Source organism: Halomonas huangheensis (assembly GCF_001431725.1).
In the GTDB taxonomy this organism is placed as follows: Bacteria; Pseudomonadota; Gammaproteobacteria; order Pseudomonadales; family Halomonadaceae; genus Halomonas; species Halomonas huangheensis.
This window is the reverse complement of the sequence record NZ_CP013106.1, coordinates 2,509,799-2,531,819: the sequence shown is the minus strand read 5'-3', so window position 1 is coordinate 2,531,819 and position 22,021 is coordinate 2,509,799. Positions and strand designations below refer to the sequence as shown.

Below are 22,021 nucleotides of genomic sequence, written 5' to 3'. Positions count from 1 at the left end.
ATGAGTGAATCGAACAAGCAGGGCCTGGGAGGCTTGCGGAACCGTATCGACGAGATCGATAGCGATATTCTGCGCCTCATCAGCGAGCGTGCCGAATGTGCACGCCAGGTGGCGGAAACCAAGACAGCGTCGGACCCCGACGCGGTATTCTATCGTCCTGAACGCGAAGCCCAGGTGCTGCGCCGGGTGATGGAGATGAATCAGGGGCCGCTGGATAGTGAAGAAATGGCGCGCCTGTTCCGCGAGATCATGTCGGCCTGTCTGGCGCTTGAACAGCCGATCAAGGTGGCCTATCTCGGGCCGGAGGGCACCTTCACTCAGCAGGCGTCACTCAAGCACTTCGGCGACAGTGCCATCAGTCTGCCGATGGCGGCCATCGACGAGGTCTTCCGTGAGGTAGAAGCGGGTGCGGTCAACTATGGTGTGGTGCCGGTCGAGAACTCCACCGAAGGCGTGATCAACCATACGCTGGACTCGTTCATGGACTCTTCGCTGCATATCTGCGGAGAGGTGGTGCTGCGTATCCACCATCACCTGCTGGTGTCGGACACCACGCTCAAGGACAAGGTCTCGCGGATCTATTCGCATCCGCAGTCCTTCGCCCAGTGCCGCAAATGGCTGGATGCGCACTTCCCTCACGCCGAGCGGGTACCGGTATCGTCCAACGCCGAAGCGGCGCGGATGGTCAAGTCGGAGTGGCATAGCGCGGCGATTGCCGGCGACATGGCTGCCAAGCTTTACGGCCTGAAGCATCTTGCCGAGAAGATAGAGGATCGTCCGGACAACTCCACGCGCTTCCTGATCATCGGCAATCAGCAGGTGCCGATGTCAGGGACCGACAAGACCTCGCTGGTGGTGGCGATGCGCAACCAGCCGGGTGCGCTGCACGATCTGCTTGAGCCATTTCATCGTCACCAGATCGACCTGACGCGTCTCGAGACTCGCCCATCTCGTACCGGAGTCTGGAACTATGTGTTCTTCATCGACTTTGCCGGGCATGTCGATGAGCCGCGCGTTGCCGCATTGCTCGAAGAAGTCAGGCTGCGGGCGTCAGAGCTCAAGGTGCTGGGTTCCTATCCCCAGGGTGTGTTGTAAGGATGGTGAGGCAAGACCTGAGCTTACCTGCAGCATCGCGGATCCTCGTCGTTGGTCTTGGCCTGATTGGTGGCTCGCTGGCCGCCGCTCTGCGGGCGGCCGGTGTCGGTCAGGATGACAACAGCGTTATTCTGGCTTGTGACCCCAATCAAGATGAGATCCAGCGCGGTATCGAGATGGGGTTGGTTGACGCTGGCGCCACTTGCCTCTCCGAGGTAGTAGAGGGGGCAACGCTGATCGTACTTGCGGTGCCGGTGCTGGCAATGCGCACCGTCATGCAGGAGTTGTCCCGATATCTGCCTCAACTGGCAGAGCGGGCCGTGATCACCGATGTCGGTAGTACCAAGGCCGCGGTGCGGGATATTGCCATTGAAGCGTTTGGCAGCTTGCCGCCGCGCCTGGTGCTTGGGCACCCGATCGCTGGTTCGGAGAAGAGTGGCGTGGCGGCATCGGACGCCGAGCTCTATCAGAGCCACAAGGTCATCCTCACTCCCTGTGCCAACACTGAAGCCGATGCGCTGCAGCGTGTCTCGGCAATGTGGCAGCTGGCCGGTGCCGAAGTACTGAGCATGGATGTCGAGCGCCATGATCAAGTGTTGGCGCGGACCAGCCACTTACCCCATCTGCTGGCGTTCTCGCTGGTGGATACGCTCGCCAGACAGGACGAGCGGCTGGAAATCTTCCGCTATGCTGCGGGAGGGTTTCGTGACTTTACCCGGATTGCCGGGAGCGATCCGGTCATGTGGCGCGATGTCTTTACCGCCAACCGAGAGGCCGTGCTTGATGCTCTGGATGACTTCGAGCTTGGGCTCAAGCGGCTGCGTCAGGCAGTGACGCACGGAGATGGCGATGACATGCTGGCGACTTTCGATCGTGCGCGTCATGCTCGGCATTACTTCGAATCCTTGCTCAATCAGACCAGTTATCAGGCGGAATATCAGATGCAGGACAACAACAGCTTGCGCTACCGCGTCGCTCCGGGCGGCAGTGTTTCTGGACGCATTCGCGTGCCGGGAGACAAGTCGATTTCACATCGTTCGATCATGCTGGGCGCCTTGAGTGAAGGCGTCACCGAAGTTACTGGCTTCCTGGAAGGTGAAGACAGTCTGGCGACACTGCAAGCCTTTCGTGAAATGGGCGTTGCCATTGAAGGCCCTCATCAAGGGCGCGTGGTGATCCATGGCGTTGGTATGCATGGTCTTCAGCAGCCTTCCGGGCCTCTGTACGTGGGCAATGCCGGCACCGCCATGCGTTTGTTTGCCGGTTTGCTTGCGGGGCAGGCCTTCGATACGGAACTGACCGGTGATACTTCGCTGACGCGTCGGCCCATGGGCCGAGTTGCTGATCCGCTGCGTGAAATGGGCGCGGTGGTCGAAACGGCCGAGGGTGGCCGCCCACCACTGAGAATCAAGGGTGGCCAGCCGCTCAGAGGACTCGATTACGACATGCCGATGGCCAGTGCTCAGGTCAAATCCTGTCTGCTGCTCGCCGGCATGTACGCCGCGGGTGAAACGCGTGTGCGTGAGCCAGCCCCGACCCGTGATCATACCGAGCGCATGCTCAATGGCTTCGGTTACCGGGTTGAGCGTGAGGGCGATACCTGTTGGCTGCAGGGCGGTGGCAAGCTGACCGCTGCGCCGATCGATGTGCCGTCGGATATCTCGTCAGCGACTTTCTTCCTGGTCGCTGCGGCCATTACGCCTGGTTCAGACCTGGTGCTGGAGCATGTTGGTCTCAATCCGACCCGTATCGGGGTGATCAATATCCTCAAGGCGATGGGCGCGGATCTGCGCATGGAGAACTCGCGTGAAGTGGGGGGCGAGCCGGTGGCTGACCTGCATATCCGCTATGCTCCATTGAAGGGGATTGAGATACCCACCGATCAAGTGCCGTTGGCGATTGACGAATTCCCGGCGCTGTTCATTGCCGCGGCCAATGCCGAAGGGGTGACACGTCTGCGAGGAGCCGAAGAGCTGCGCGTCAAGGAGTCGGACCGTCTGCAGTCGATGGCGGATGGCATGACGATCCTCGGAATCGAGAATACTCTGTTCGATGATGGCATCGATATCGTCGGCAAGGGCGGTGAGGCGCCGAACTACGGTGGTGGCCGTGTGCAGAGTCATGAAGATCACCGTATCGCCATGGCCTTTACCATTGCCGGGTTGCGTGCGAGTGCACCGATCGAGGTGGACGACTGCGCCAATGTTGCTACTTCATTTCCGGGGTTTGTGGAGTTGGCACGTCGTGTCGGGTTGAGCCTCGATGAGGTACGTGAGGAGTTGGAATGACGGTACAGTCCCTGACGACCTCTGCTGCACCGGTGCTGGCTATCGATGGTCCTGGTGGTGCTGGAAAGGGCACCATCAGCCGCCTGATTGCGGAGCGTCTGGGCTGGCACCTGCTGGATAGCGGTAGCCTCTATCGCTTGACGGCGCTTGCCGCGCTGCGCAAGGGGGTGGCGCTGGATGATGAGCCGAGTCTCGCCGGAATTGCTGCCCAACTGGATGTGGTGTTTCGCGTTGATCAGGGGCATGCGGTCATTGAGCTGGAAGGTGAAGTGGTCACCAATGACATTCGTACCGAGCAGATCGGTGATTGTGCATCTCGGGTCGCCGCCTTGGGCGAAGTGCGCTCGGCGTTGCTGCAGCGTCAGCGCGACTTCTGTCAGCCGCCGGGGCTGGTGGCCGATGGTCGTGATATGGGCACGGTGGTTTTCAAGGATGCCCCGCTGAAGATATTCCTCACCGCCAGTGCCGAGGAAAGGGCAAGGCGGCGTCATATACAGTTGCGAGAGGCTGGCCTGGATGCTAGTCTACCGAGTCTTTTAAAGGAGATTCAGGCACGCGATGCTCGCGATACGCAGCGTAGCGTGGCTCCGCTGGTGCCGGCCGATGATGCCATCGAGCTCGACACCACTAACCTGAGCATACCGGAAGTGGTGGAACAGCTGACCCGGTTGCTGGTCCAGAAGGGACTGGCAAACGTCACCTGAACTTCGCTTGCGGAGTCCCCGGCAAGATGTCAAGACGTGGCCGAGTTGATGAATGGCTTGTTGAAAAGCCAGGTTATTGAAAAAACCAGGAAAAACACGGTCAGGTCTAACCAGTGTCAACATCCCCGGGGGTTATCGGAAATGGCCCGCACTTGCTGGTGGTGCGGAGAAGCGGCCCTGCCGCACTCAACGTTGATCACGTAGGAACATCATGAGCGAAAGCTTTGCTGAACTGTTTGAACAGTCTCTCCAGGACATCAACATGGAACCGGGCGCCATCGTCCCGGCAACTGTTGTCGACATCGAAGGTGACTGGGTTACCGTCAATGCCGGCCTGAAGTCCGAAGGTCAGATCCCCGCCGCGCAATTCCGCGACGATAATGGTGAGCTGAACATCGCCATTGGTGATGAGGTGCACGTTGCCCTCGAAGCTGTGGAAGACGGCTTTGGTGAAACCCGCCTGTCCCGCGAGAAGGCCAAGCGTGCCGAAGCGTGGAAGGTACTGGAAGCTGCCTTCGAGAAGGAAGAGATCGTCAAGGGCGTGATCAACGGCAAGGTCAAGGGCGGCTTCACTGTCGACGTCGACTCCATCCGTGCCTTCTTGCCTGGCTCTCTGGTAGACGTTCGTCCGGTTCGCGACACCGCGCACCTGGAGAACAAGGAACTGGACTTCAAGGTCATCAAGCTCGATCCGAAACGCAACAATGTTGTCGTTTCTCGTCGTGCCGTTCTCGAAGCCGAGAACAGTGCAGAGCGTGAGGCGCTGCTGGCGACTCTGCAGGAAGGTCAGCAGATTCTCGGTATCGTCAAGAACCTGACCGACTACGGTGCCTTTGTTGATCTGGGCGGCGTTGACGGCCTGCTGCACATCACCGATATGGCCTGGAAGCGCATCAAGCATCCGAGCGAAATCGTTGCTGTTGGTGACGAGATCTCTGTCAAGGTGCTGAAGTTTGACCGTGAGCGCAATCGTGTGTCTCTGGGTCTCAAGCAGCTGGGCGAAGATCCGTGGGTCAACATCAAGGGTCGCTACCCGGAAGGCACCAAGGTGCACGCTCGCGTCACCAACCTCACCGACTACGGCTGCTTTGCCGAGCTGGAAGAGGGTGTCGAGGGTCTGGTTCACGTTTCAGAAATGGACTGGACCAACAAGAACATCCATCCGTCCAAGGTTGTCCAGGTGGGCGACGATGTGGACGTCATGATTCTGGATATCGACGAAGAGCGTCGTCGTATTTCCCTGGGTATCAAGCAGTGCACTGCCAACCCGTGGGAAACCTTCAACGCTCAGTTCAACAAGGGTGACCGTGTTTCCGGTACCATCAAGTCGATCACTGACTTTGGTATCTTCATCGGTCTCGACGGTGGCATCGACGGTCTGGTTCACCTGTCCGATATCTCCTGGACAGATACCGGTGAAGAAGCCGTGCGCTCCTTCAAGAAGGGCGACGAAGCTGAAGCCGTCATCCTGTCCATCGATCCGGAGCGTGAGCGCATCTCTCTGGGCGTCAAGCAGCTTGATACCGATCCGGTCGCTGAGTTCCTTGCTGTAAACGACAAGGGCGCTATTGTTACCGGCCGCGTTGTTGAAGTTGATGCCAAGGAAGCTCATGTTGAGCTGGCTACTGACGTCATTGCCGTGCTCAAGGCGTCCGAGATCAGCGCTGACCGCGTTGAAGATGCTCGCAACGTCCTGAACGAAGGCGATGCTGTTGAAGCGCGTATCGTAAGTGTGGATCGCAAGAGCCGCCAGATTTCCTTGTCCGTCAAGGCCAAGGATCAGGACGATACTCGTCGTAACATGACCAAGTTGCGTGATCAGGAATCTGAAGTTGGTGGTCCGACCACCATCGGTGACTTGATCAAGCAGCAGATGGGCCAGGACTGATCCTGATACCCGTTGGTCATCGCTGACCGCAGAAGCGCCGCCCATCAGGGCGGCGTTTCTGTTTATAGCTGTTTATAGTGGACTCGCGCGTAGTCTTGTTTGCACCGCCATCGTTGTTGGATATTGTCTGGCTAGTGTTTTGTTTTGTGAGCATTTGTTTTTCTGTGTTTATTTTTAGTGGTTGAGTGATTTCGCAGTCATATTTTCCGCCACTGTATGCTTTCTCGCCAGGCTCCTGCACCATGCATCCTCCGGAAGCTATTGTGCTGCACACTACTCCTGTAAGTTCTACGCAACGTGGCGCTCAATGATAATTCTGCACCGAAATGAGAAGTCTTTTCTCTCTTTCTGGGTTGCTCATGATGGCTATTTGTGGGTATTGCAAAGTATTTGCGGCAGTACTGCTATTATAAAATTGCTATAGTAGTTGCGAGTTTCAACTTCAGAAGTAATAATGATGCGCGCATCCTCAAAATCATAATTCAAGGTAACTTTCATGTCTTCAATCTTGAATGACTACGTACAGCTTGAGCAGCAGCTCAAGCAGGTTCAAGCCCAGCTGGAAAAGCTACAGAACGATGATCGTCTCAAGAGCGAGCTCGAGTTCAAGAGCAAGCTTGAAGCATTGATGACAAAGTTCGAAAAGAGCCCAGCTGATGTTATTGCTCTACTCGATCCGAAGCCTGCTGCCAGCACCAAGGCTGCACCGGCGTCTGCCGGTGGTCGCCGCAAGCGCAAGCTGAAGATCTACAAGAACCCCAACACGGGTGAAGTGGTTGAGACTCGTGGTGGTAACCACAAGACTCTCAAGGCGTGGAAGGAAGAGTTTGATAGTGATACCGTCGAGTCATGGCTGGTACGCGTTGAAGAGTAACACGCGTTGATGAATAGCACGCGTTGATGAGTAGCTAAGCGCGCCTTTAGCTTTGCGTGTGTCAAAACCCGTCGGTGATACCATCACCGGCGGGTTGTTTTTTGGTCCCCTCAATTCAGGATCTCGTATGTTGCATACAAGACCTGAGTTGGATGAGCTGATTTCTGCCGACACGTTTACAAGCAGGTTGCGAGGCTGAGGCTTCGTGTTTAATGGATTAGCGAAAGAAGAGGCAAATGTGCAAGACAATGGCCGCAGAGTTGCCACTGCGGCCATTGATGGGTCAAACTATGTATTCGTTGCGCTGCTCAATCGTCCTCAAGAAGAGGGAGTCGTAGTTCGAGCTCGTACTTTCCCTTGATCAGCTGAGGCGCCTCTCCACTGAGGTAGACGCCATGTTCAGACAGGCTGCGACAGGCCATGAACAGCATGGCGCTGGTGAGGTGCGAACTGTCCTCGATCGAAATGGATGCATACCGTTGAGCTGGTAATACTACCAGGCGGAACGGTAAAGGCAGGGCCAGACGATGCGCGTGTTCCTCTTCAACCAGTACGCCCAGGTCGATGCGCGGTGATTCGCTTGCCAATGGATGATCGTGAAGAATTGCGATGGGCGCGGCATTGCTGATTCGAGCTGGCAGGTCATAAGCGCCATCAGCATTGCGTTCCCAGTTGTCCAGGTTCTCGATGATTTCCGGTGGCTGATAGAGGCGCGTGACGGCCGCTCTACGCAACGGCAGGTCGATCATCTTGACAGAGAAGTGCGGTAGGTTGTGCCGGTGACGATACAGTTCCAGTCGCTGATTCTGGCGATACTCACGGGGTGCTACGTGATAGCGGCGCTGGAAGGCACGCGTAAAGGCAGAATGATTGCGATATCCGCAACGCCTTGCGATATCATGTACACCATGAGGTGTATGGATCAGTAGGCGGGCAGCCTTCTCCAGCCGCAGCATATCGCGATAGGCGCTGGGAGAAATACCGAAGGACTGACGAAAGCGTCTGCGTACTTGTGACGATGAATAGCCCATGCGTGTGGCCAGGTCTTCAATGCTGAGTTGACTGTCCAGAGTTTCCTGCAGCCAGATTTCGGCGCGCATCATTTCATTGAACATATGTCGTATCTCCCTGAACCAGTGGCATGCTTTATTGGAGTTGGTTGGCCTTTCGACCCGAATGCTTCACTGGTGGCTGGTATGGGGAGCGATCCTGCCCCGCGTTGATCAAGAAAAGGTGATTCGATCTGTTTCTTTCTGATACATGCTGTTACTTAGTTATGCAGTGTAGGGCGTGTTGAAGGCAAGTTCAATGTGCCGATTTGATCGATTGTGCACAAAGAATTAGAAGGGTGGTGTACGATACTGCATTGAAAATCATGAAAAAACGTTTAAATGATGTTATTTTTCAAAGGTGAAGAGTCGAAAATGATCAATTTTTTCGCTTTTTTCTTGTCACTTACGGCCGGTAACAAATGAGACAGAACAATACTTCCAAGCCTATGGATGAACGTGAAAAGCTACGTAAATTCCGTGAGTTGGATGATGCATTCGCTGAGGCGCTGAAAGGGCTGGATGGCTCGGTCAAGCTTGAGGATGCTCCTGATAGCCCACCGTTGCGCTCTGTCGAAGAACTGGAGCGCGAAGAGGCGCAGCGAGCACAGGAAGCACGAGATGCGGAGTTTAGAGAGCAATTGAGTAGCTTGATGGCTGAGTATGCTCAATCTCCACGTGGTGCGTGTGACCTGCTGCGGGTGATCGAAGCGGAGCGTCGGGGACGGTCGTGAGTCCCCTTAAGTCTAATCGCGAGCAGCTTTTGTAGCCGCTGCAGGCCAACTCAATATGAGCGGTAGCGAAAGATTCGCAGACTGGGCAGGAAGGGATCTTCTTCCAGACGCTCATCGCTGCGACGCGCTCGCTGTCGTTCGCTGGGCGGGCGTAGTGGTGGCATGTTGTGATCGGGTAGCCGCTTGTCGGGGCAGGGCACAAACAACGGTAAGGCGACGTTCATGGCGCGCCGGGTGCGTCCATCCTTCAGCGGCTCTCGATAGAACAGGTTGGCGCGCATCAAGGGAGCTTGCCGTTGTACTTGAGCCAGGGGTTCCGAAGCAGGAATGCCTGCCAGCCGTTGCAGCTGTATACGGACGTGGACGGCATCACTGTCGAGCGCGAGAAGACGCTTCTCGGCCTCGGCAACACTCAGGCGGGTAATGGAGCGGCCGCTGCTGTACCAGGCGAGACGCACCCGCGTCAGCGGTGCGTCGGCTAGCGGAATGCTCCGCCAGCATTGCTTGAGGTGAAGACGTGCCAGGCCGGAGCCCTTGAGATGAGTGTGCAGGTGAGGGTGACGAAAGGGCAGTATGGCCTTGAGCTCAGAAATGCGCTGAGGGTTTTGTTGGCGAATCTCTGCGGCGATACGGGCGAAGCGTTCCTTGAGGGTATTGAGCTCTTCAACCAGCCGCATGGTGGTTTCATCGGCACCGATGATACCCACATGACTGCTGGTGGAGCGGCCATCCTGGCCGTCCTGGTACCAGACATCCAGCAACGCCTGCCGGAGCCAATCTGCATTTGCATGATCTGCATTGAAGGCCCAGCCTGGTAAATCCGCAGTGGACCAGTAATCTACCAGGCGTTCCACGCCTTCGATGATGTGGTCGAAGCAATGTTCCAGTTCGGCCAGCAGGCGATACGAGGTGTCGTCAGTCATCCCTGTTCATATCTCGCTCTGCACGGGCTACCCATTCATCGATGCTGGTCTCATCCATGGCGGGTTCGCCAGCGATGCGATGAGAACCGTCGGCCCATGCACCCAGGTCGATCAAGCGACAGCGTTCGCTGCAGAAGGGACGCCAGGGATTGTCCTCGCGCCACTGAACCTTCTTCCTGCACTGTGGGCAGGCGACTTCCAGGGGGCGCTTCTGGTCGGTTTGGTTCATGAAATCTCTCGGTAGGATTCAACACTCAGGCGCCAGGATGCCAGATTACGGCGTTTTGGGCAAAGCCGATGCCATCAGCGCCTGGCGATAACGACGATCCAGTGCTCGAACCTGTTCGTTGAGCGCTGTCATATCGCCATCATTGACGATGACATCGTCGGCACGGGATAGGCGTTCAGTACGCGACATCTGGGCGGAGACAATGGCTCTGGCCTGGCCCTCATCAACACCGTCGCGCTCGCAGGTGCGGGCTATCTGCACGCTTTCCGGGACATCGATCACCAGACAGCGGTCGACCATACCCGCCTGGCCGGATTCGAACAGCAGTGGCGAGACCAGCAGCACATAGGCTGACGACTTCTGCTGAAGTTCCTCGAGACGCTGGTGCAGGCGCTCGCGAATGTGTGGGTGGGTGATGCTCTCCAGCCAGCGCCGCTCTTGTTCATCAGCGAAAATGATGGCACGCAGTGCAGCTCGGTCGAGATTGCCGGAGGTATCGACGATGGCAGGCCCATGGCGAGCCATGATCTCGGCCAGCGCCGGCTCGCCGGGCGCGACGACCTCGCGAGCAATCTGGTCAGCATCCACCCAACCAATGCCGAGTTCGCCGAAGGCGCTTGCCACTGTGGACTTGCCTGAGGCAATGCCCCCTGTCAGCCCTACGATCATACCAGTGTGTCCTCGTTGCTCAGCCCTGCGGTGTGCTCTCATGGCTGGAATAGTGAAAGATAGCTCGACATTAGTGTGTCACCCGCGATCAGGCCACACCAGCCCGCTAAAGCCAGCCACGGGCCAAAAGGCAAAGGCTTGCCGCGTAGATCCGGGGATAGAGCATGACTCAGCAGCCCGCAGACGGCGCCTGTACCAGCCGCGATCAGCATGACCAGTGGCAACATCTCCCAACCCAGCCAGGCGCCCAGCGCCGCTGTCAGTTTGAAGTCACCGTGGCCCATGCCTTCATGTCTCGTGACCAGGAGGTACAGCATGGAGATACACCACATGGCGCCATAACCCACTATGGCGCCGATAACGGCAGATTCAAGCATGTCGGGTGCGATCAACAGCTGGTATATCAATCCAGCCCATAGCAGCGGCAGGGTGAGAATATCCGGCAGCAGTTGAGTACGGAGGTCGATCGCTGCCAGAGCCAGCAGCGTCAGTGCTGCCCCGACCAGCATGATGCTCGACCCCGATAGCCCCTGGGTGTAGATGATCGCGACCGTCAGAACGGCGGCAGAAAGCTCGATGGTAGGGTACAGCGGGCTTATCGAAGCTCGACAATGGGCGCAACGGCCTCGTCGCTTGAGCCAGCCAAGCACGGGAATGTTGTCGTGCCAGGCTATGGATTGTTGGCATCGTGGGCAGTGAGAGGCTGGGCGAACCAGCGACAGAGGTGCTTCGGTTGCTGGGAGTCGCCCAGCTATGACCAACGCATCGCTACGCCATTGGCGTGCCAGTATTCTCGGTAGCCGTTCGATCACTACGGTAAGAAAGCTACCCAGGCAAAGGCCAGCCAATGCGACAAGGGCCAGAGGTAATGTGGTGATAGTGTCAGGATCGCGATACACGAGTAGGCTCCTGCCTGTTGCAGCCCTGTTCATCCTTGAGGGCATTCCGATAGGGTGAAACCATGCGGTGATGCCAGGCGGGATATTCTAGTGCAGTTTCCTGCTGGTCGGCATGACGCCAATGCTCTGGATCAGGCAATTGCACGAGTACCGACGTTGCGTTGCTTCGCTGGTTGATATGGCCGATATTGACCTCAGAGAATGTCGAGGTGTCGGTCCATGTCGGGGTGTCGCGGAGCATGATGCGCCGATAAGGTATCGGTGAGAGACTGGCCATGCTGCCGGCATGATGAGCCAGGCTGTCGCTGTGAATGACTTTAGTCTAGAATCTTTTCCCTTTTCCGATCAGGTAGGCGACATGACCCAGACGCTTGGACCGGTGATGATAGATCTCGCTGGCACCGAACTGATGGCTGATGAGCGGGACCTGCTCCAGCATCCAGCGGTAGGTGGCGTAATCCTCTTTGCGCGCAATACCGAGCATGCGGTGCAGGTGAGAGAGCTCTGTCAGACCATTCGCGAGATTCGTCCCGATCTGCTGTTGGCAATTGACCAGGAAGGCGGTCGAGTGCAGCGCCTGAAGAAAGGCGTTACCCGCATCCCACCGATGGCCCGCATCGCCCAGCAATTCGAGCAGGCGCCTGAAGTGACGCTACGCCTTTGCCAGGATACCGGTTGGTTGCTGGGTATGGAAATGGCAGCCTGTGGCCTGGACCTGAGCTTTGCTCCGGTACTGGATATCGATCGTGGACTCTGTTCAGTGGTCGGTAACCGGAGCTTCTCGGCCGACCCACAGGCCGTGGCTGCCATGGCAGGAGCCTTTATCACAGGCCTGCACGAAGCCGGAATGGTGGCAGTTGGCAAGCATTTCCCCGGTCACGGTGGAGTGAATGTCGATACTCACCATGGTGTAGCGGTGGATGAACGGGATCTTGATACGCTGCGTCAGTATGACCTGGTGCCATTCACCCAACTGGCTGGTCATCTTGATGGTGTGATGCCGGCTCATGTTGTCTTCCCCGCCTTCGATTCCCGTCCTGCCGGTTTCTCGCGGTCCTGGCTGGGTATGCTCAGGGAGAGCCTTGGTTTCAAGGGTGTCATCTTCTCCGACGATCTGAGCATGGCCGGAGCGCATGTCGCAGGAGGACCTGCTGAGCGTGCTCTTGCAGCCCTTGATGCTGGCTGTGATATGGCACTGATCTGTAATGACCGTCCAGCAGCGCTGAAGGTGCTGGAGGCCTGTGAAGGCATGACCAGCCGACGTGCTGCACGCCTGCGCTACGCGCGGGCAAGACCGGATCTCGACGCGCTGACTGCGTTGTCGCGCTGGCGCCGGGTGCATGCGCACCTGGAAGCCATGAATACTGATTGAACCTGTTAGAGTGATTTCCCATGCCTAAACTGGACCCCATTCATAGTGCTTCGCTGGATGATATGCGCGAAGTCATGGATAACGCCGACTGCCTGATCGACCATGATGAGGTCGAGTTGGCGTTGGATCGCATGGCCGACGAGATCACTCGCGATCTTGGCGATAAGCTACCGGTCTTCTACTGCGTGATGAATGGAGGCCTGATTACCACGGGGCATCTGCTGCCGCGGTTGGGTTTCCCGTTGGAGGTGGATTACTTGCATGCCACGCGTTACCGCGGCAAGACCCGTGGTGGAGAGCTGTTCTGGCGAGTGTCACCAGAGATTCCCATGGCGGGCCGCCATGTGGTGATCGTTGACGACATCTTCGACGAAGGCGCCACTCTGGCAGCCATCCTCGAGTACTGTCGCGAGGCTGGTGCACGCAGCGTCTCCACCGCCGTACTGGTCGACAAGACACACGATCGCAAGGCCGTTCCTGGGCTCAAGGCTGATTACTGTAGTCTCGAGGTCGAAGATCGTTACGTCTTCGGCTTCGGCATGGACTACAAGGGTTACTGGCGCAACGCGCCGGGGATCTTTGCACCGAAGGGAATGTAGGGGAGAATCTTCGGCTACGAGCTACGAGCTACGAGCTACGAGCTACGAGCGTTCGCGGCTCGTAGCTCGCTGCTTTTCTACAGACCCAGCTCTTCGGTTGCCTGATTACGCATCTTGAACTTCTGGATCTTGCCGGTAACGGTCATCGGAAACTCTTCGACGAACTTCACATAGCGTGGAACCTTGTAGTGGGCAATCTTGCCTGCACAGAATTCCTTGAGTGCTTCCTCATCCAGCTGTTCACCTTCCGACAGCTTCACCCATGCCATGACTTCCTCACCATACTTCTCGTCCGGTACGCCGATGATCTGGACGTCGGAGATAGCTGGGTGGGTGTAGAGAAAGTCCTCGATCTCACGTGGGTAGATGTTCTCACCGCCGCGAATGATCATGTCCTTGATACGACCGACAATGGTCACATAGCCCTCTTCATCCATGGTCGCGAGGTCGCCGGTGTGCATCCAGCCGGATTCATCAATTGCCTGAGCGGTAGCGGCCTCGTTGTTCCAATAGCCCAGCATCACGCTGTAGCCGCGTGTACACAACTCTCCGGTTTCGCCGCGTACAACCGCTGCACCGCTGTCGGGGCTGACCAACTTGACCTCGAGATGCGGATGGATAGTGCCGACGGTGGTGACCCGCTTGTCGAGGGGCGCATCGGTCGTGGTCTGGAAGCTGACCGGGCTGGTTTCGGTCATGCCATAGCAGATGGTGACTTCCTGCATATGCATTCGCTCGATGACCTTGCGCATCACTTCTATCGGGCAGATCGAGCCGGCCATGATACCGGTACGCAGGGTTGAGAGATTGTGGTGTTCGAAGTCGGGATGCTCGAGTTCGGCGATGAACATCGTCGGCACGCCATACAACGCAGTGGCTTTCTCTTCGGATACCGCCTGTAGCGTGGACTCCGGGGTGAACCCTGCGGCGGGATAGATCATGGTGGCGCCGTGGGTCAGGCAGCCCAGATTGCCCATGACCATACCGAAACAGTGATAGAGCGGTACCGGTATGACCATACGGTCATGCTCGGTGAGCTTCATGGCTCGTGCGACGAACAGGCCGTTATTGAGAATATTGTGGTGAGAGAGAGTTGCGCCCTTGGGCGCACCGGTGGTGCCGGAGGTGTACTGGATATTGATCGGGTCGTCGAATTGCAGACCGGATTGAACATCCGCCAGTTCGTCGAGACTGACCTCACCGGAGCGCTCCAGCATGCGCTCCCAACTGAGCATGCCAGGCAGGGTGCGGGTGGCATCGAGACAAATGACCCGCTTGAGGTCCGGCAGACCGGCCAGTTTCAGGGGCGCCGCCGTACGTGAACGCTTCAGTTCCGGTGCCAGCTCCGCCAGGGTGCCGACATAGTTGGAGCTCTTGAACTCGCCCTGCAGTATCAGCGTTGAGGTGCCGGATTGTTTCAACGCATATTCCAGCTCGTGAGTGCGGTAGCTGGGATTGATGTTGACCAGCACCGCGCCGACCTTGGCGGTCGCGAACTGCGTCAGCGCCCATTCCGCGCAGTTGGGTGACCAGATACCGACGCGATCTCCCTTGCGCACGCCCATTGCCAGCAGGGCGCAAGCGACTCGATTGACTTCAGTTTGAAGTTCTCGCCAGCGGTATCGCAGTCCTTGATGTCGGCTGACCAGCGCTTCGCGTTCAGCGAAGCGTTCCGCAGTATCATCGAAACAATCACCAATGGTCTGACCTTTGAGTGGAAGGTCACTGGTACCACTGACATAGCTGAGAGGGGGCGTCTGGCGTGTCATGCGGGTTCTCGAATTGTTGTTGGATGAGTCGTTGTCGGAAATCAATTGCTCTTGGGTGAATCCTGGCCGGCCAAGCCATTCAGCGGTGTTCACGATCGGCATTCAAGGCCGGTATTCAAGACCGGTATTAAAGACATGAGCTGCTGTTGTTGGGCCGGGGTCGCTATGTAACGAAGTGATAGCTACCGTTTCAGGCCTGTTCGTGAAGCTGGCTCAGCACCTCCTGGGCTCGTCGTTCGACATCGTCCATTTCCAATCGCATAAGGCGAATGTCCTCTACCTGACGCTCCAGTTCAGCGCGCTTTTCCGCGATGATCTCGATCAACCGTTGCAACTGTCGCGCGTTACCATCCGGCATGGCGTCGTACATCATCACGACTTCGCGAATCTCGGCCAGAGAAAACCCCAGGCGCTTGCCGCGTAGGGTGAGCTTGAGCCGGACGCGGTCCTTCTCGCGATAGATGCGTTTCTGGCCCTGCCTATGTGGGGACAGTAGTCCTTCCTGCTCGTAGAAGCGGATGGTGCGCGGAGTGACTTCGAACATGCGTGCCAGCTCCCCGATGGACCAGCTACGTTGCAGGCGTTGTGCTGAGTTACTTTCATCGCTGGGTGGGGCGTCGGTCATGGTGATGTCCTGTCTTATTGGACCACGGCATAAGGTCTCTGCCCGAGCAGAGCGGTGCATGTGGCGTGACGCTACACTGAAGAAATCGTCGCTTCGGTGCCTTCAGGTCTTATACAGATACTGGATCAAGTTTACGTTAACGTAAAGTGTGGTTCGTACGACCATGGGTTGATATAGCACAAACCAAGCAAGTGCTAGGTTGGTCGGCAATGGGGCGCGTGACAAGCATGGCTCCACCCCAATATCGTTCATGAAAGGATCGGTTACGTATGGATTTTGCCTTGACTGAAGACCAGCAGGCGCTGGTGACTGCTGCGGCGGATTTTGCTCGCGTCGAGCTGAAGGATCATGCCGCTGAATGGGACGCCGAGTCGCACTTCCCTGTGGATGTCATCCGGCGTGCCGGTGAGGCCGGTTTTCTGGCCATCTACACACCGGAAGAGCGCGGCGGTCTGGGGCTTTCGAGGCTCGATGCATCGTTGATCTTCGAGCAGCTGTCTCAGGGCTGTATCGCGACGACGGCCTATCTCACCATCCACAACATGGTTACCTGGATGATTGCCAACTGGGCGACAGACGGGGTACGTGACCGCTATGTAGATGCCATGGTCAACGGCGAGCTGCTGGGCTCTTACTGTCTGACTGAGCCCGGGGCCGGTTCCGATGCGGCCAACCTGCGTACGCGTGCAGTGCGTGAAGGCGATGACTATGTGATCGATGGTTCCAAGATGTTCATCTCCGGTGCGGGCTCCACCGAGGTGCTGGTAGTCATGGCCCGTACCGGCGAACCTGACAGTGGTGCAGCGGGGATTTCGTCGTTCGTGGTACCGGCGGATGCCGAGGGCATCAGTTACGGAAAGAACGAGGACAAGATGGGCTGGAAGAGCCAGCCGACACGACTGATCAGTTTTGATGCCGTTCGCATACCGGCAGAGAATCGGCTGGGCGAGGAAGGCGAAGGGTTTCGTTTCGCCATGAAGGGCCTCGATGGCGGACGCTTGAACATCGCCAGCTGTTCTCTGGGGGCTGCGCAGCATGCCCTGCAACTGGCGGGCGCCTACATGCGCGAGCGTAAGCAATTCGGTCGCGAACTGGCCTCCTTTCAGGCGTTGCAGTTCAAGTTGGCTGATATGGCCACTGAGCTCAGTGCTGCACGTTTGATGGTCCGTCAGGCGGCGTGGAAGCTCGATCAGGCCGATCCGGAAGCCAGCGCCTGGTGTGCGATGGCCAAACGCTTTGCGACTGACGTTGGCTTCAATGTGTGCAACGAAGCGCTGCAGTTGCATGGGGGGTATGGCTACATCCGAGAATATCCGTTGGAGCGTCTGGTGCGTGATACTCGGGTTCATCAGATTCTCGAGGGCACCAACGAGATCATGCGTGTGATCGTCGCACGCCGGCTGCTTGACGATGGGGTCATCGAATCGTTGCAGTAACGCCAGTACCTACAGCTGCGCCTATACCATGGTTCCATACGCTCAGAGCGTAATTTCATACACTTCAAGGGAGACCACGATGACCGACGAGTTGGTCAGGTTTGACAGACTCACCACTCAGGATGGTGGCTGCATTGCAGTGGCAACGCTCAATTCGCCACGCACATTGAATTCGCTGTCGCTGGAGATGGCGCGGCAGTTGGATACTCAGCTTCAGCAGTGGGCTGAAGATCCCAGCGTCCACCTTGTCTGGCTTGATGGTGACGGTGACAAGGCCTTCTGTGCCGGTGGTGATGTGGTGGCGTTGGTGCGGGCACTCAAGGACGAACAGCAGGGAGCTGGCCAACCGGGTGACTTCGCACGCGAGTATTTCAGTATGGAGTACCGTCTTGACTATCGACTGCACACCTTTCCCAAGCCGGTAGTAGTGTGGGCTGATGGCATTGTCATGGGTGGTGGCCTGGGGTTGATGGCGGGCTCGCGTCATCGTGTGGTGACGGAGACCTCCCGTATTGCCATGCCTGAGATCACTATCGGGTTATATCCGGACATCGGGGCTAGTTGGTTTCTCAATCGTCTGCCGTCGGGGATCGGCGCATATCTTGGTTTGACGGGTGCCAACCTGAACGCACGAGATGTGCTGGACCTCGGTCTTGCCGATCGCTTTGTGCCACGAGCTAATCGCCAGGCACTGCTCGAACGTCTGACTCAGAGCGATATTGTGCCCGGTACCGTCGACGACGCTGAAGCCGCAGTGGTTGCCGCTCTTGCTGAGTTTGAGGATCGGTCCCGTGCGCCGGCGGGTCAGGTTGATGAATGGCGCGACCATCTGCAGTCACTGGCTCAGCAGGCCACCGTCAGCGCTGCGGTAACCGCGATACTGGCTGACGACACCGACAATTCCTGGCTGGCGGCCAACCGTGCACGGCTCGAAGCCGGCTGTCCGTTGAGCGCACACCTTGCCTGGCAGATGTTGGCGCGCCATCGGCACACCTCGTTGGCGGATGCCTTCCGCGAGGAATTGGTGGTATCGGTCCAATGCTGTGTGCTGGGTGATTTTGCCGAAGGAGTGCGAGCCTTGTTGATCGACAAGGACAAGTCACCACGCTGGCGGCACGCGGAAGTGGCAAGTGTCTCTGAAGCTGATCTTGCCGCCATGTTCGGTGTGCCATGGGGAACGCAAGCAGGACCGTTGGATGACCTGTAACAGCTGATGGCGGGCAATGAGAGATGTGGTATCGAGTCGTGATGCAGCACGCCTGATCCGGCTCGGCTCCCTGGTGTTTTCGCAGACAAGTGTTTCAGGAGTTTTATCATGAAAATTGCATTCATTGGCCTCGGCAACATGGGAGCACCGATGGCCACCAATCTGGTCAAGGCTGGTTTCGAGGTGCATGTCTTCGATCTGGTCGCAGAGGCGTTGAAGGCGCTGGAAGCCGAGGGCGCCACGCCCGGCAGCAGTGCACTGGAGGTTGCTCGGGATGCTGATGTTGTGGTGTCGATGCTTCCGGCAGGGCGTCATGTCCGTAGCCTGTACCTCGGCACGGACGACAATCCCGGGCTGTTCTCCCGTTTGAACTCGAAGCCATTGATCATCGATGCATCGACGATCTCCCCGGACGATGCGCGTGTGGTCGGTGGCGCCGCCGCAGAGCATGGGCTGCGTTATCTCGATGCACCGGTGTCAGGCGGTATCGCCGGAGCTCATGCCGGAACCTTGACCTTTATCGTTGGCGGCGCGGCGGAGGACTTCGTGACGGCTCAGCCGGTGTTGGACGTCATGGGCAAGAATATCTTCCATGCAGGCCCAGTCGGTAGCGGACAGGTCGCCAAGATCTGCAACAACATGTTGTTGGGCATTCTGATGAGCGGGACGGCTGAAGCGCTGGCGCTCGGTGTGCGTAATGGCATGGACCCGACAGTGCTGTCGGAGATCATGAAGCAGAGCAGTGGTGGCAACTGGGCATTGAACGTCTATAACCCCTGGCCTGGTGTGATGGATGGCTCGGCCGCATCTCGCGATTATCAGGGCGGCTTCCTGACGGATCTCATGGCCAAGGATCTGGGGCTGGCCTGGGAGCTGGCGCTGGGCTCCGGTGCTGCTGTGCCGATGGGGTCTCAGGCGCGCAATCTGTTTGTGCAACACAGTGCCCAGGGTAACGGCAAACTGGATTTCTCCAGTATCCAATGGCTCTACCGAGCCGGTATGGAGAGCTGAGTTCAGTACCTTTTCGTCGAGGAGGGGTTGGCAAGTAATGGTTAAAGGTCTACATTTGTAAAAAATGTCGACATTATTGCGGGCGCGACGTTGTTGCCTTGTTCCAGCCCGGTGCTGATGAGGTGCTGATGACTTCGCTGCTGGTGAAGTGCTCTGCAAGCATGTCGTAGCCGTGATCCATCCTGTGAATTGCCAGTGAGAGTATCGCCATGAGCCAGATTACCCCGATGAGCTGGGATGACCCTTTCCGCCTGATCGACCAGCTCGACGAAGAAGAACGCATGGTCCTGCAGACTGCTCATGACTATTGTCAGGAGAAGCTGATGCCCAGAGTGCTCGAGGCCAATCGCCACGAGCGCTTCGACCGCGAGATTCTCAGTGAAATGGGTGATCTGGGGCTGCTGGGCGCAACCATTGATGGCTATGGTTGTGCGGGTATGAACTACGTCAGCTACGGTTTGATCGCTCGCGAGGTAGAGAGAGTCGATTCCGGTTATCGCAGTGCCATGAGCGTGCAGTCGAGCCTGGTGATGTATCCAATTCATGCCTTCGGTAGCGAGGCGCAACGCGAGCGCTATCTGCCGAAGCTGGCCAGCGGCGAATGGGTGGGGTGCTTTGGTTTGACGGAGCCGGACCATGGCTCTGATCCCGGTGGTATGGCGACCCGTGCCCAGCGCACTGAGTCTGGCTGGCGTCTGAATGGCACCAAGACCTGGATCACCAATTCGCCGATTGCCGATGTGTTCGTGGTCTGGGCACGGGATGACGAAGGCGTGATCCGTGGCTTCATTCTCGAAAAGGGCATGGAAGGCCTATCGGCACCGAAGATCGAGGGCAAATTCAGTCTGCGGGCGTCGATCACTGGCCAGATCGCCATGCAGGATGTCGAGATCTCCGACGATCAGCGTTTGCCGTCGGTGCAGGGACTCAAGGGCCCATTTTCCTGCCTCAACCGTGCGCGCTATGGCATCAGCTGGGGTGCCATGGGAGCTGCCGAGGCGTGTTGGCACGCCGCGCGCGAGTACACCCTGGAGCGCAAGCAGTTTGGTCGCCCGCTGGCTGCCAATCAGTTGATCCAGAAGAAGCTGGCCGACATGCAGACGGAAATAGCGCTGGGATTACAGGCTTCGCTGCGCACAGGGCGCATGATCGACGCTGGCCAACTGGTGCCGGAAGTCATCTCGCTGATCAAGCGCAACAACTGCGGCAAGGCGTTGGACATCGCACGGGTCGCTCGTGACATGCATGGCGGCAACGGTATCTCCGACGAGTATCACGTGATTCGTCATGTGATGAATCTCGAGGCGGTCAATACCTATGAAGGCACCCATGATGTGCATGCGTTGATTCTCGGTCGCGCCCAGACCGGTATTCAGGCGTTCACGGGCTGAGTCATGCAGGCATTCTCTAGCGACTCCATCGATAGGCGAGCACCGGGTCCGCTGGCTGGTGTCACCGTGCTGGATATGTCACGGGTGCTGGCTGGCCCCTGGAGTGGTCAACTGCTCGCTGATCTCGGCGCGCGGGTGATCAAGATCGAGCATCCCCAACGCGGCGACGATACGCGTAGCTGGGGGCCGCCCTGGCACTGGGATAGTGAATATCAGGGTGATGTCGAGCGCCAGGCGGCCTACTACCTGTGCGCCAACCGCGGCAAGCAATCGCTGGCGGTTGATATCACCACTGAGTCCGGCCAGCAACTGATCCATGTGCTCGCACGGGGCGCGGATATCGTGCTCGAGAATTTCAAGGTCGGTGGTCTGGAGCGTTATGGTCTCGATGCCGATAGCTTGCGACAGCGCAATCCGGGATTGATCGTGTGTTCCATCACCGGCTTCGGACAGAACGGTCCGTATGCGCATCGTGCCGGCTATGACTTCATGATTCAGGCCATGGGTGGCTTGATGAGCCTGACCGGTGAAGCTGATGGCATGCCGATGAAGACCGGTGTCGCGATCACCGATGTGATGACTGGGCTGTATGCCACCATTGGTGTGCTGTCAGCGTTGCATCGTCGTCGAGAGACGGGCGAGGGCAGCCATATCGACCTGGCGCTGCTGGATGTGCAGGTCGCGACGCTGGCCAATCAGGCGCTCAATGCGCTGGTCAGTGGCGAAGCGCCGCAGCGCCATGGCAACGCACATCCCAATATCGTTCCCTATCAGGCCTTTGCCTGTGCCGATGGTCATCTGGTGTTGACGGTGGGCAACGATGCTCAGTTTGCTCGGTTGGCGGGGCTGCTTGGACATGCCGAGTGGTGCCAGGGCCCCTGGGCGAGCAATGAGGGGCGTGTTGCCCAGCGCGACGAACTGGTACCGCTGGTGCAGATGGCATTGCTCAAGCGTGGCCGCGATGAGTGGTTGGCCGAATTCGAGGCATTGGGAATTCCCGCAGGGCCGATTCATACGCTGCCGGAAGTGCTGGCGGATCCTCAGGTACAGTACCGTGAGATGACACGCATGTTGAAAGGTGTTCCACAGGTGGCCAACCCGCTGCGTTTTGATGGCGTCAGCGCCACCGGCGAAGAGCCACCGCCACGGCTGGGCGAGCACAGCGAACGCATCCTCACCGAGATGGGGCTTTCTGCCGAGGATATCGCACGCCTGCGCGATGAAGGCGTTATTCGTTGAGCGCGTCTGCACTCGATGCA

At 57.8% G+C, this 22,021-nt stretch carries 21 protein-coding genes; 13 read left to right on the top strand and 8 right to left on the bottom strand.

Annotation, left to right across the window (positions count from 1 at the left end):
* The 4 genes from pheA (at position 1) to rpsA (ending at position 5,975) form a co-directional block, all read left to right on the top strand.
* Positions 1 to 1,095, top strand: coding sequence for a prephenate dehydratase (pheA, locus tag AR456_RS11210; RefSeq protein WP_021817297.1), 1,095 nt, complete (start codon positions 1 to 3; stop codon positions 1,093 to 1,095).
* Between the two features lie 2 nt (positions 1,096 to 1,097).
* Positions 1,098 to 3,383: a bifunctional prephenate dehydrogenase/3-phosphoshikimate 1-carboxyvinyltransferase gene (locus tag AR456_RS11205; RefSeq protein ID WP_021817298.1), complete on the top strand. Its 2,286-nt coding sequence runs from the start codon at positions 1,098 to 1,100 to the stop codon at positions 3,381 to 3,383.
* Positions 3,380 to 4,087, top strand: a complete 708-nt coding sequence (cmk, locus tag AR456_RS11200; protein ID WP_021817299.1) for a (d)CMP kinase — start codon at positions 3,380 to 3,382, stop codon at positions 4,085 to 4,087. The genes AR456_RS11205 and cmk overlap by 4 nt, the downstream gene beginning before the upstream one ends.
* A 211-nt stretch (positions 4,088 to 4,298) precedes the next feature.
* Positions 4,299 to 5,975: a 30S ribosomal protein S1 gene (gene rpsA / locus AR456_RS11195; protein WP_021817300.1), complete on the top strand. Its 1,677-nt coding sequence runs from the start codon at positions 4,299 to 4,301 to the stop codon at positions 5,973 to 5,975.
* Positions 5,976 to 5,991: 16 nt separating this feature from the next.
* Here the strand turns inward: rpsA and AR456_RS21410 are convergent, their stop codons facing one another.
* Complete coding sequence (locus tag AR456_RS21410; RefSeq protein WP_031206949.1) at positions 5,992 to 6,219, bottom strand: hypothetical protein; 228 nt, start codon at positions 6,217 to 6,219, stop codon at positions 5,992 to 5,994.
* A 252-nt stretch (positions 6,220 to 6,471) separates the two neighbouring features.
* On the opposite strand from AR456_RS21410, the gene AR456_RS11190 reads away from it, so the two are divergent.
* Positions 6,472 to 6,849 carry a histone-like nucleoid-structuring protein, MvaT/MvaU family gene (locus tag AR456_RS11190; protein WP_021817301.1) on the top strand — a complete coding sequence of 126 codons (378 nt, stop codon included), beginning with the start codon at positions 6,472 to 6,474 and terminating at the stop codon, positions 6,847 to 6,849.
* A gap of 308 nt (positions 6,850 to 7,157) precedes the next feature.
* On the opposite strand, the gene AR456_RS11185 is transcribed toward AR456_RS11190, so the two are convergent.
* A complete protein-coding gene (locus AR456_RS11185) occupies positions 7,158 to 7,964 on the bottom strand; it encodes a helix-turn-helix domain-containing protein (protein ID WP_021817302.1) in 807 nt (268 codons plus the stop codon).
* A 356-nt stretch (positions 7,965 to 8,320) separates the two neighbouring features.
* Between AR456_RS11185 and AR456_RS11180 the strand changes: the two genes are divergently transcribed.
* Positions 8,321 to 8,632, top strand: a complete 312-nt coding sequence (locus AR456_RS11180; RefSeq protein ID WP_031206951.1) for a hypothetical protein — start codon at positions 8,321 to 8,323, stop codon at positions 8,630 to 8,632.
* A 50-nt stretch (positions 8,633 to 8,682) separates the two neighbouring features.
* Here AR456_RS11180 and AR456_RS11175 read toward each other — a convergent pair whose 3' ends face one another.
* From AR456_RS11175 to AR456_RS11160, 4 genes are read right to left on the bottom strand one after another with little or no spacing between them, the layout of a single operon-like run.
* Positions 8,683 to 9,555: a hypothetical protein gene (locus tag AR456_RS11175; RefSeq protein WP_021817304.1), complete on the bottom strand. Its 873-nt coding sequence runs from the start codon at positions 9,553 to 9,555 to the stop codon at positions 8,683 to 8,685.
* Positions 9,548 to 9,784 (bottom strand): DNA gyrase inhibitor YacG, encoded by a 237-nt coding sequence (gene yacG / locus AR456_RS11170; RefSeq protein WP_021817305.1) that lies wholly within the window; start codon positions 9,782 to 9,784, stop codon positions 9,548 to 9,550. Before yacG ends, AR456_RS11175 begins: the two co-directional genes overlap by 8 nt.
* Before the next feature lie 45 nt (positions 9,785 to 9,829).
* The gene (coaE, locus tag AR456_RS11165; protein WP_021817306.1) at positions 9,830 to 10,453 is read right to left on the bottom strand and encodes a dephospho-CoA kinase; all 624 of its coding nucleotides are present in this window, start codon (positions 10,451 to 10,453) and stop codon (positions 9,830 to 9,832) included.
* Positions 10,454 to 10,491: 38 nt separating this feature from the next.
* A complete protein-coding gene (locus tag AR456_RS11160; RefSeq protein ID WP_236995500.1) occupies positions 10,492 to 11,352 on the bottom strand; it encodes a prepilin peptidase in 861 nt (286 codons plus the stop codon).
* 358 nt (positions 11,353 to 11,710) lie between these two features.
* Here AR456_RS11160 and nagZ point away from each other — a divergent pair, with 358 nt between their 5' ends.
* Both nagZ and AR456_RS11150 read left to right on the top strand, forming a co-directional pair.
* Entirely contained in the window at positions 11,711 to 12,724 is a 1,014-nt protein-coding gene (nagZ, locus tag AR456_RS11155; RefSeq protein WP_021817309.1) for a beta-N-acetylhexosaminidase, read from the top strand.
* 20 nt (positions 12,725 to 12,744) lie between these two features.
* Entirely contained in the window at positions 12,745 to 13,323 is a 579-nt protein-coding gene (locus AR456_RS11150) for a hypoxanthine-guanine phosphoribosyltransferase (protein ID WP_021817310.1), read from the top strand.
* A 77-nt stretch (positions 13,324 to 13,400) separates the two neighbouring features.
* Here the strand turns inward: AR456_RS11150 and AR456_RS11145 are convergent, their stop codons facing one another.
* Positions 13,401 to 15,092, bottom strand: a complete 1,692-nt coding sequence (locus tag AR456_RS11145) for an AMP-binding protein (RefSeq protein WP_031206954.1) — start codon at positions 15,090 to 15,092, stop codon at positions 13,401 to 13,403.
* Between the two features lie 190 nt (positions 15,093 to 15,282).
* Positions 15,283 to 15,717, bottom strand: coding sequence for a MerR family transcriptional regulator (locus AR456_RS11140; protein WP_021817312.1), 435 nt, complete (start codon positions 15,715 to 15,717; stop codon positions 15,283 to 15,285).
* Between the two features lie 269 nt (positions 15,718 to 15,986).
* On the opposite strand from AR456_RS11140, the gene AR456_RS11135 reads away from it, so the two are divergent.
* The 5 genes from AR456_RS11135 (at position 15,987) to AR456_RS11115 (ending at position 22,001) form a co-directional block, all read left to right on the top strand.
* Positions 15,987 to 17,153, top strand: coding sequence for an acyl-CoA dehydrogenase family protein (locus AR456_RS11135; RefSeq protein WP_021817313.1), 1,167 nt, complete (start codon positions 15,987 to 15,989; stop codon positions 17,151 to 17,153).
* A 79-nt stretch (positions 17,154 to 17,232) separates the two neighbouring features.
* Positions 17,233 to 18,360 carry an enoyl-CoA hydratase/isomerase family protein gene (locus AR456_RS11130; protein ID WP_021817314.1) on the top strand — a complete coding sequence of 376 codons (1,128 nt, stop codon included), beginning with the start codon at positions 17,233 to 17,235 and terminating at the stop codon, positions 18,358 to 18,360.
* Positions 18,361 to 18,468: 108 nt separating this feature from the next.
* Complete coding sequence (gene mmsB / locus AR456_RS11125) at positions 18,469 to 19,371, top strand: 3-hydroxyisobutyrate dehydrogenase (RefSeq protein WP_021817315.1); 903 nt, start codon at positions 18,469 to 18,471, stop codon at positions 19,369 to 19,371.
* A 209-nt stretch (positions 19,372 to 19,580) separates the two neighbouring features.
* The gene (locus AR456_RS11120) at positions 19,581 to 20,762 is read left to right on the top strand and encodes an acyl-CoA dehydrogenase (RefSeq protein WP_021817316.1); all 1,182 of its coding nucleotides are present in this window, start codon (positions 19,581 to 19,583) and stop codon (positions 20,760 to 20,762) included.
* Positions 20,763 to 20,765: 3 nt separating this feature from the next.
* Entirely contained in the window at positions 20,766 to 22,001 is a 1,236-nt protein-coding gene (locus tag AR456_RS11115) for a CaiB/BaiF CoA transferase family protein (protein ID WP_021817317.1), read from the top strand.
* Positions 22,002 to 22,021 lie beyond the last annotated feature (20 nt).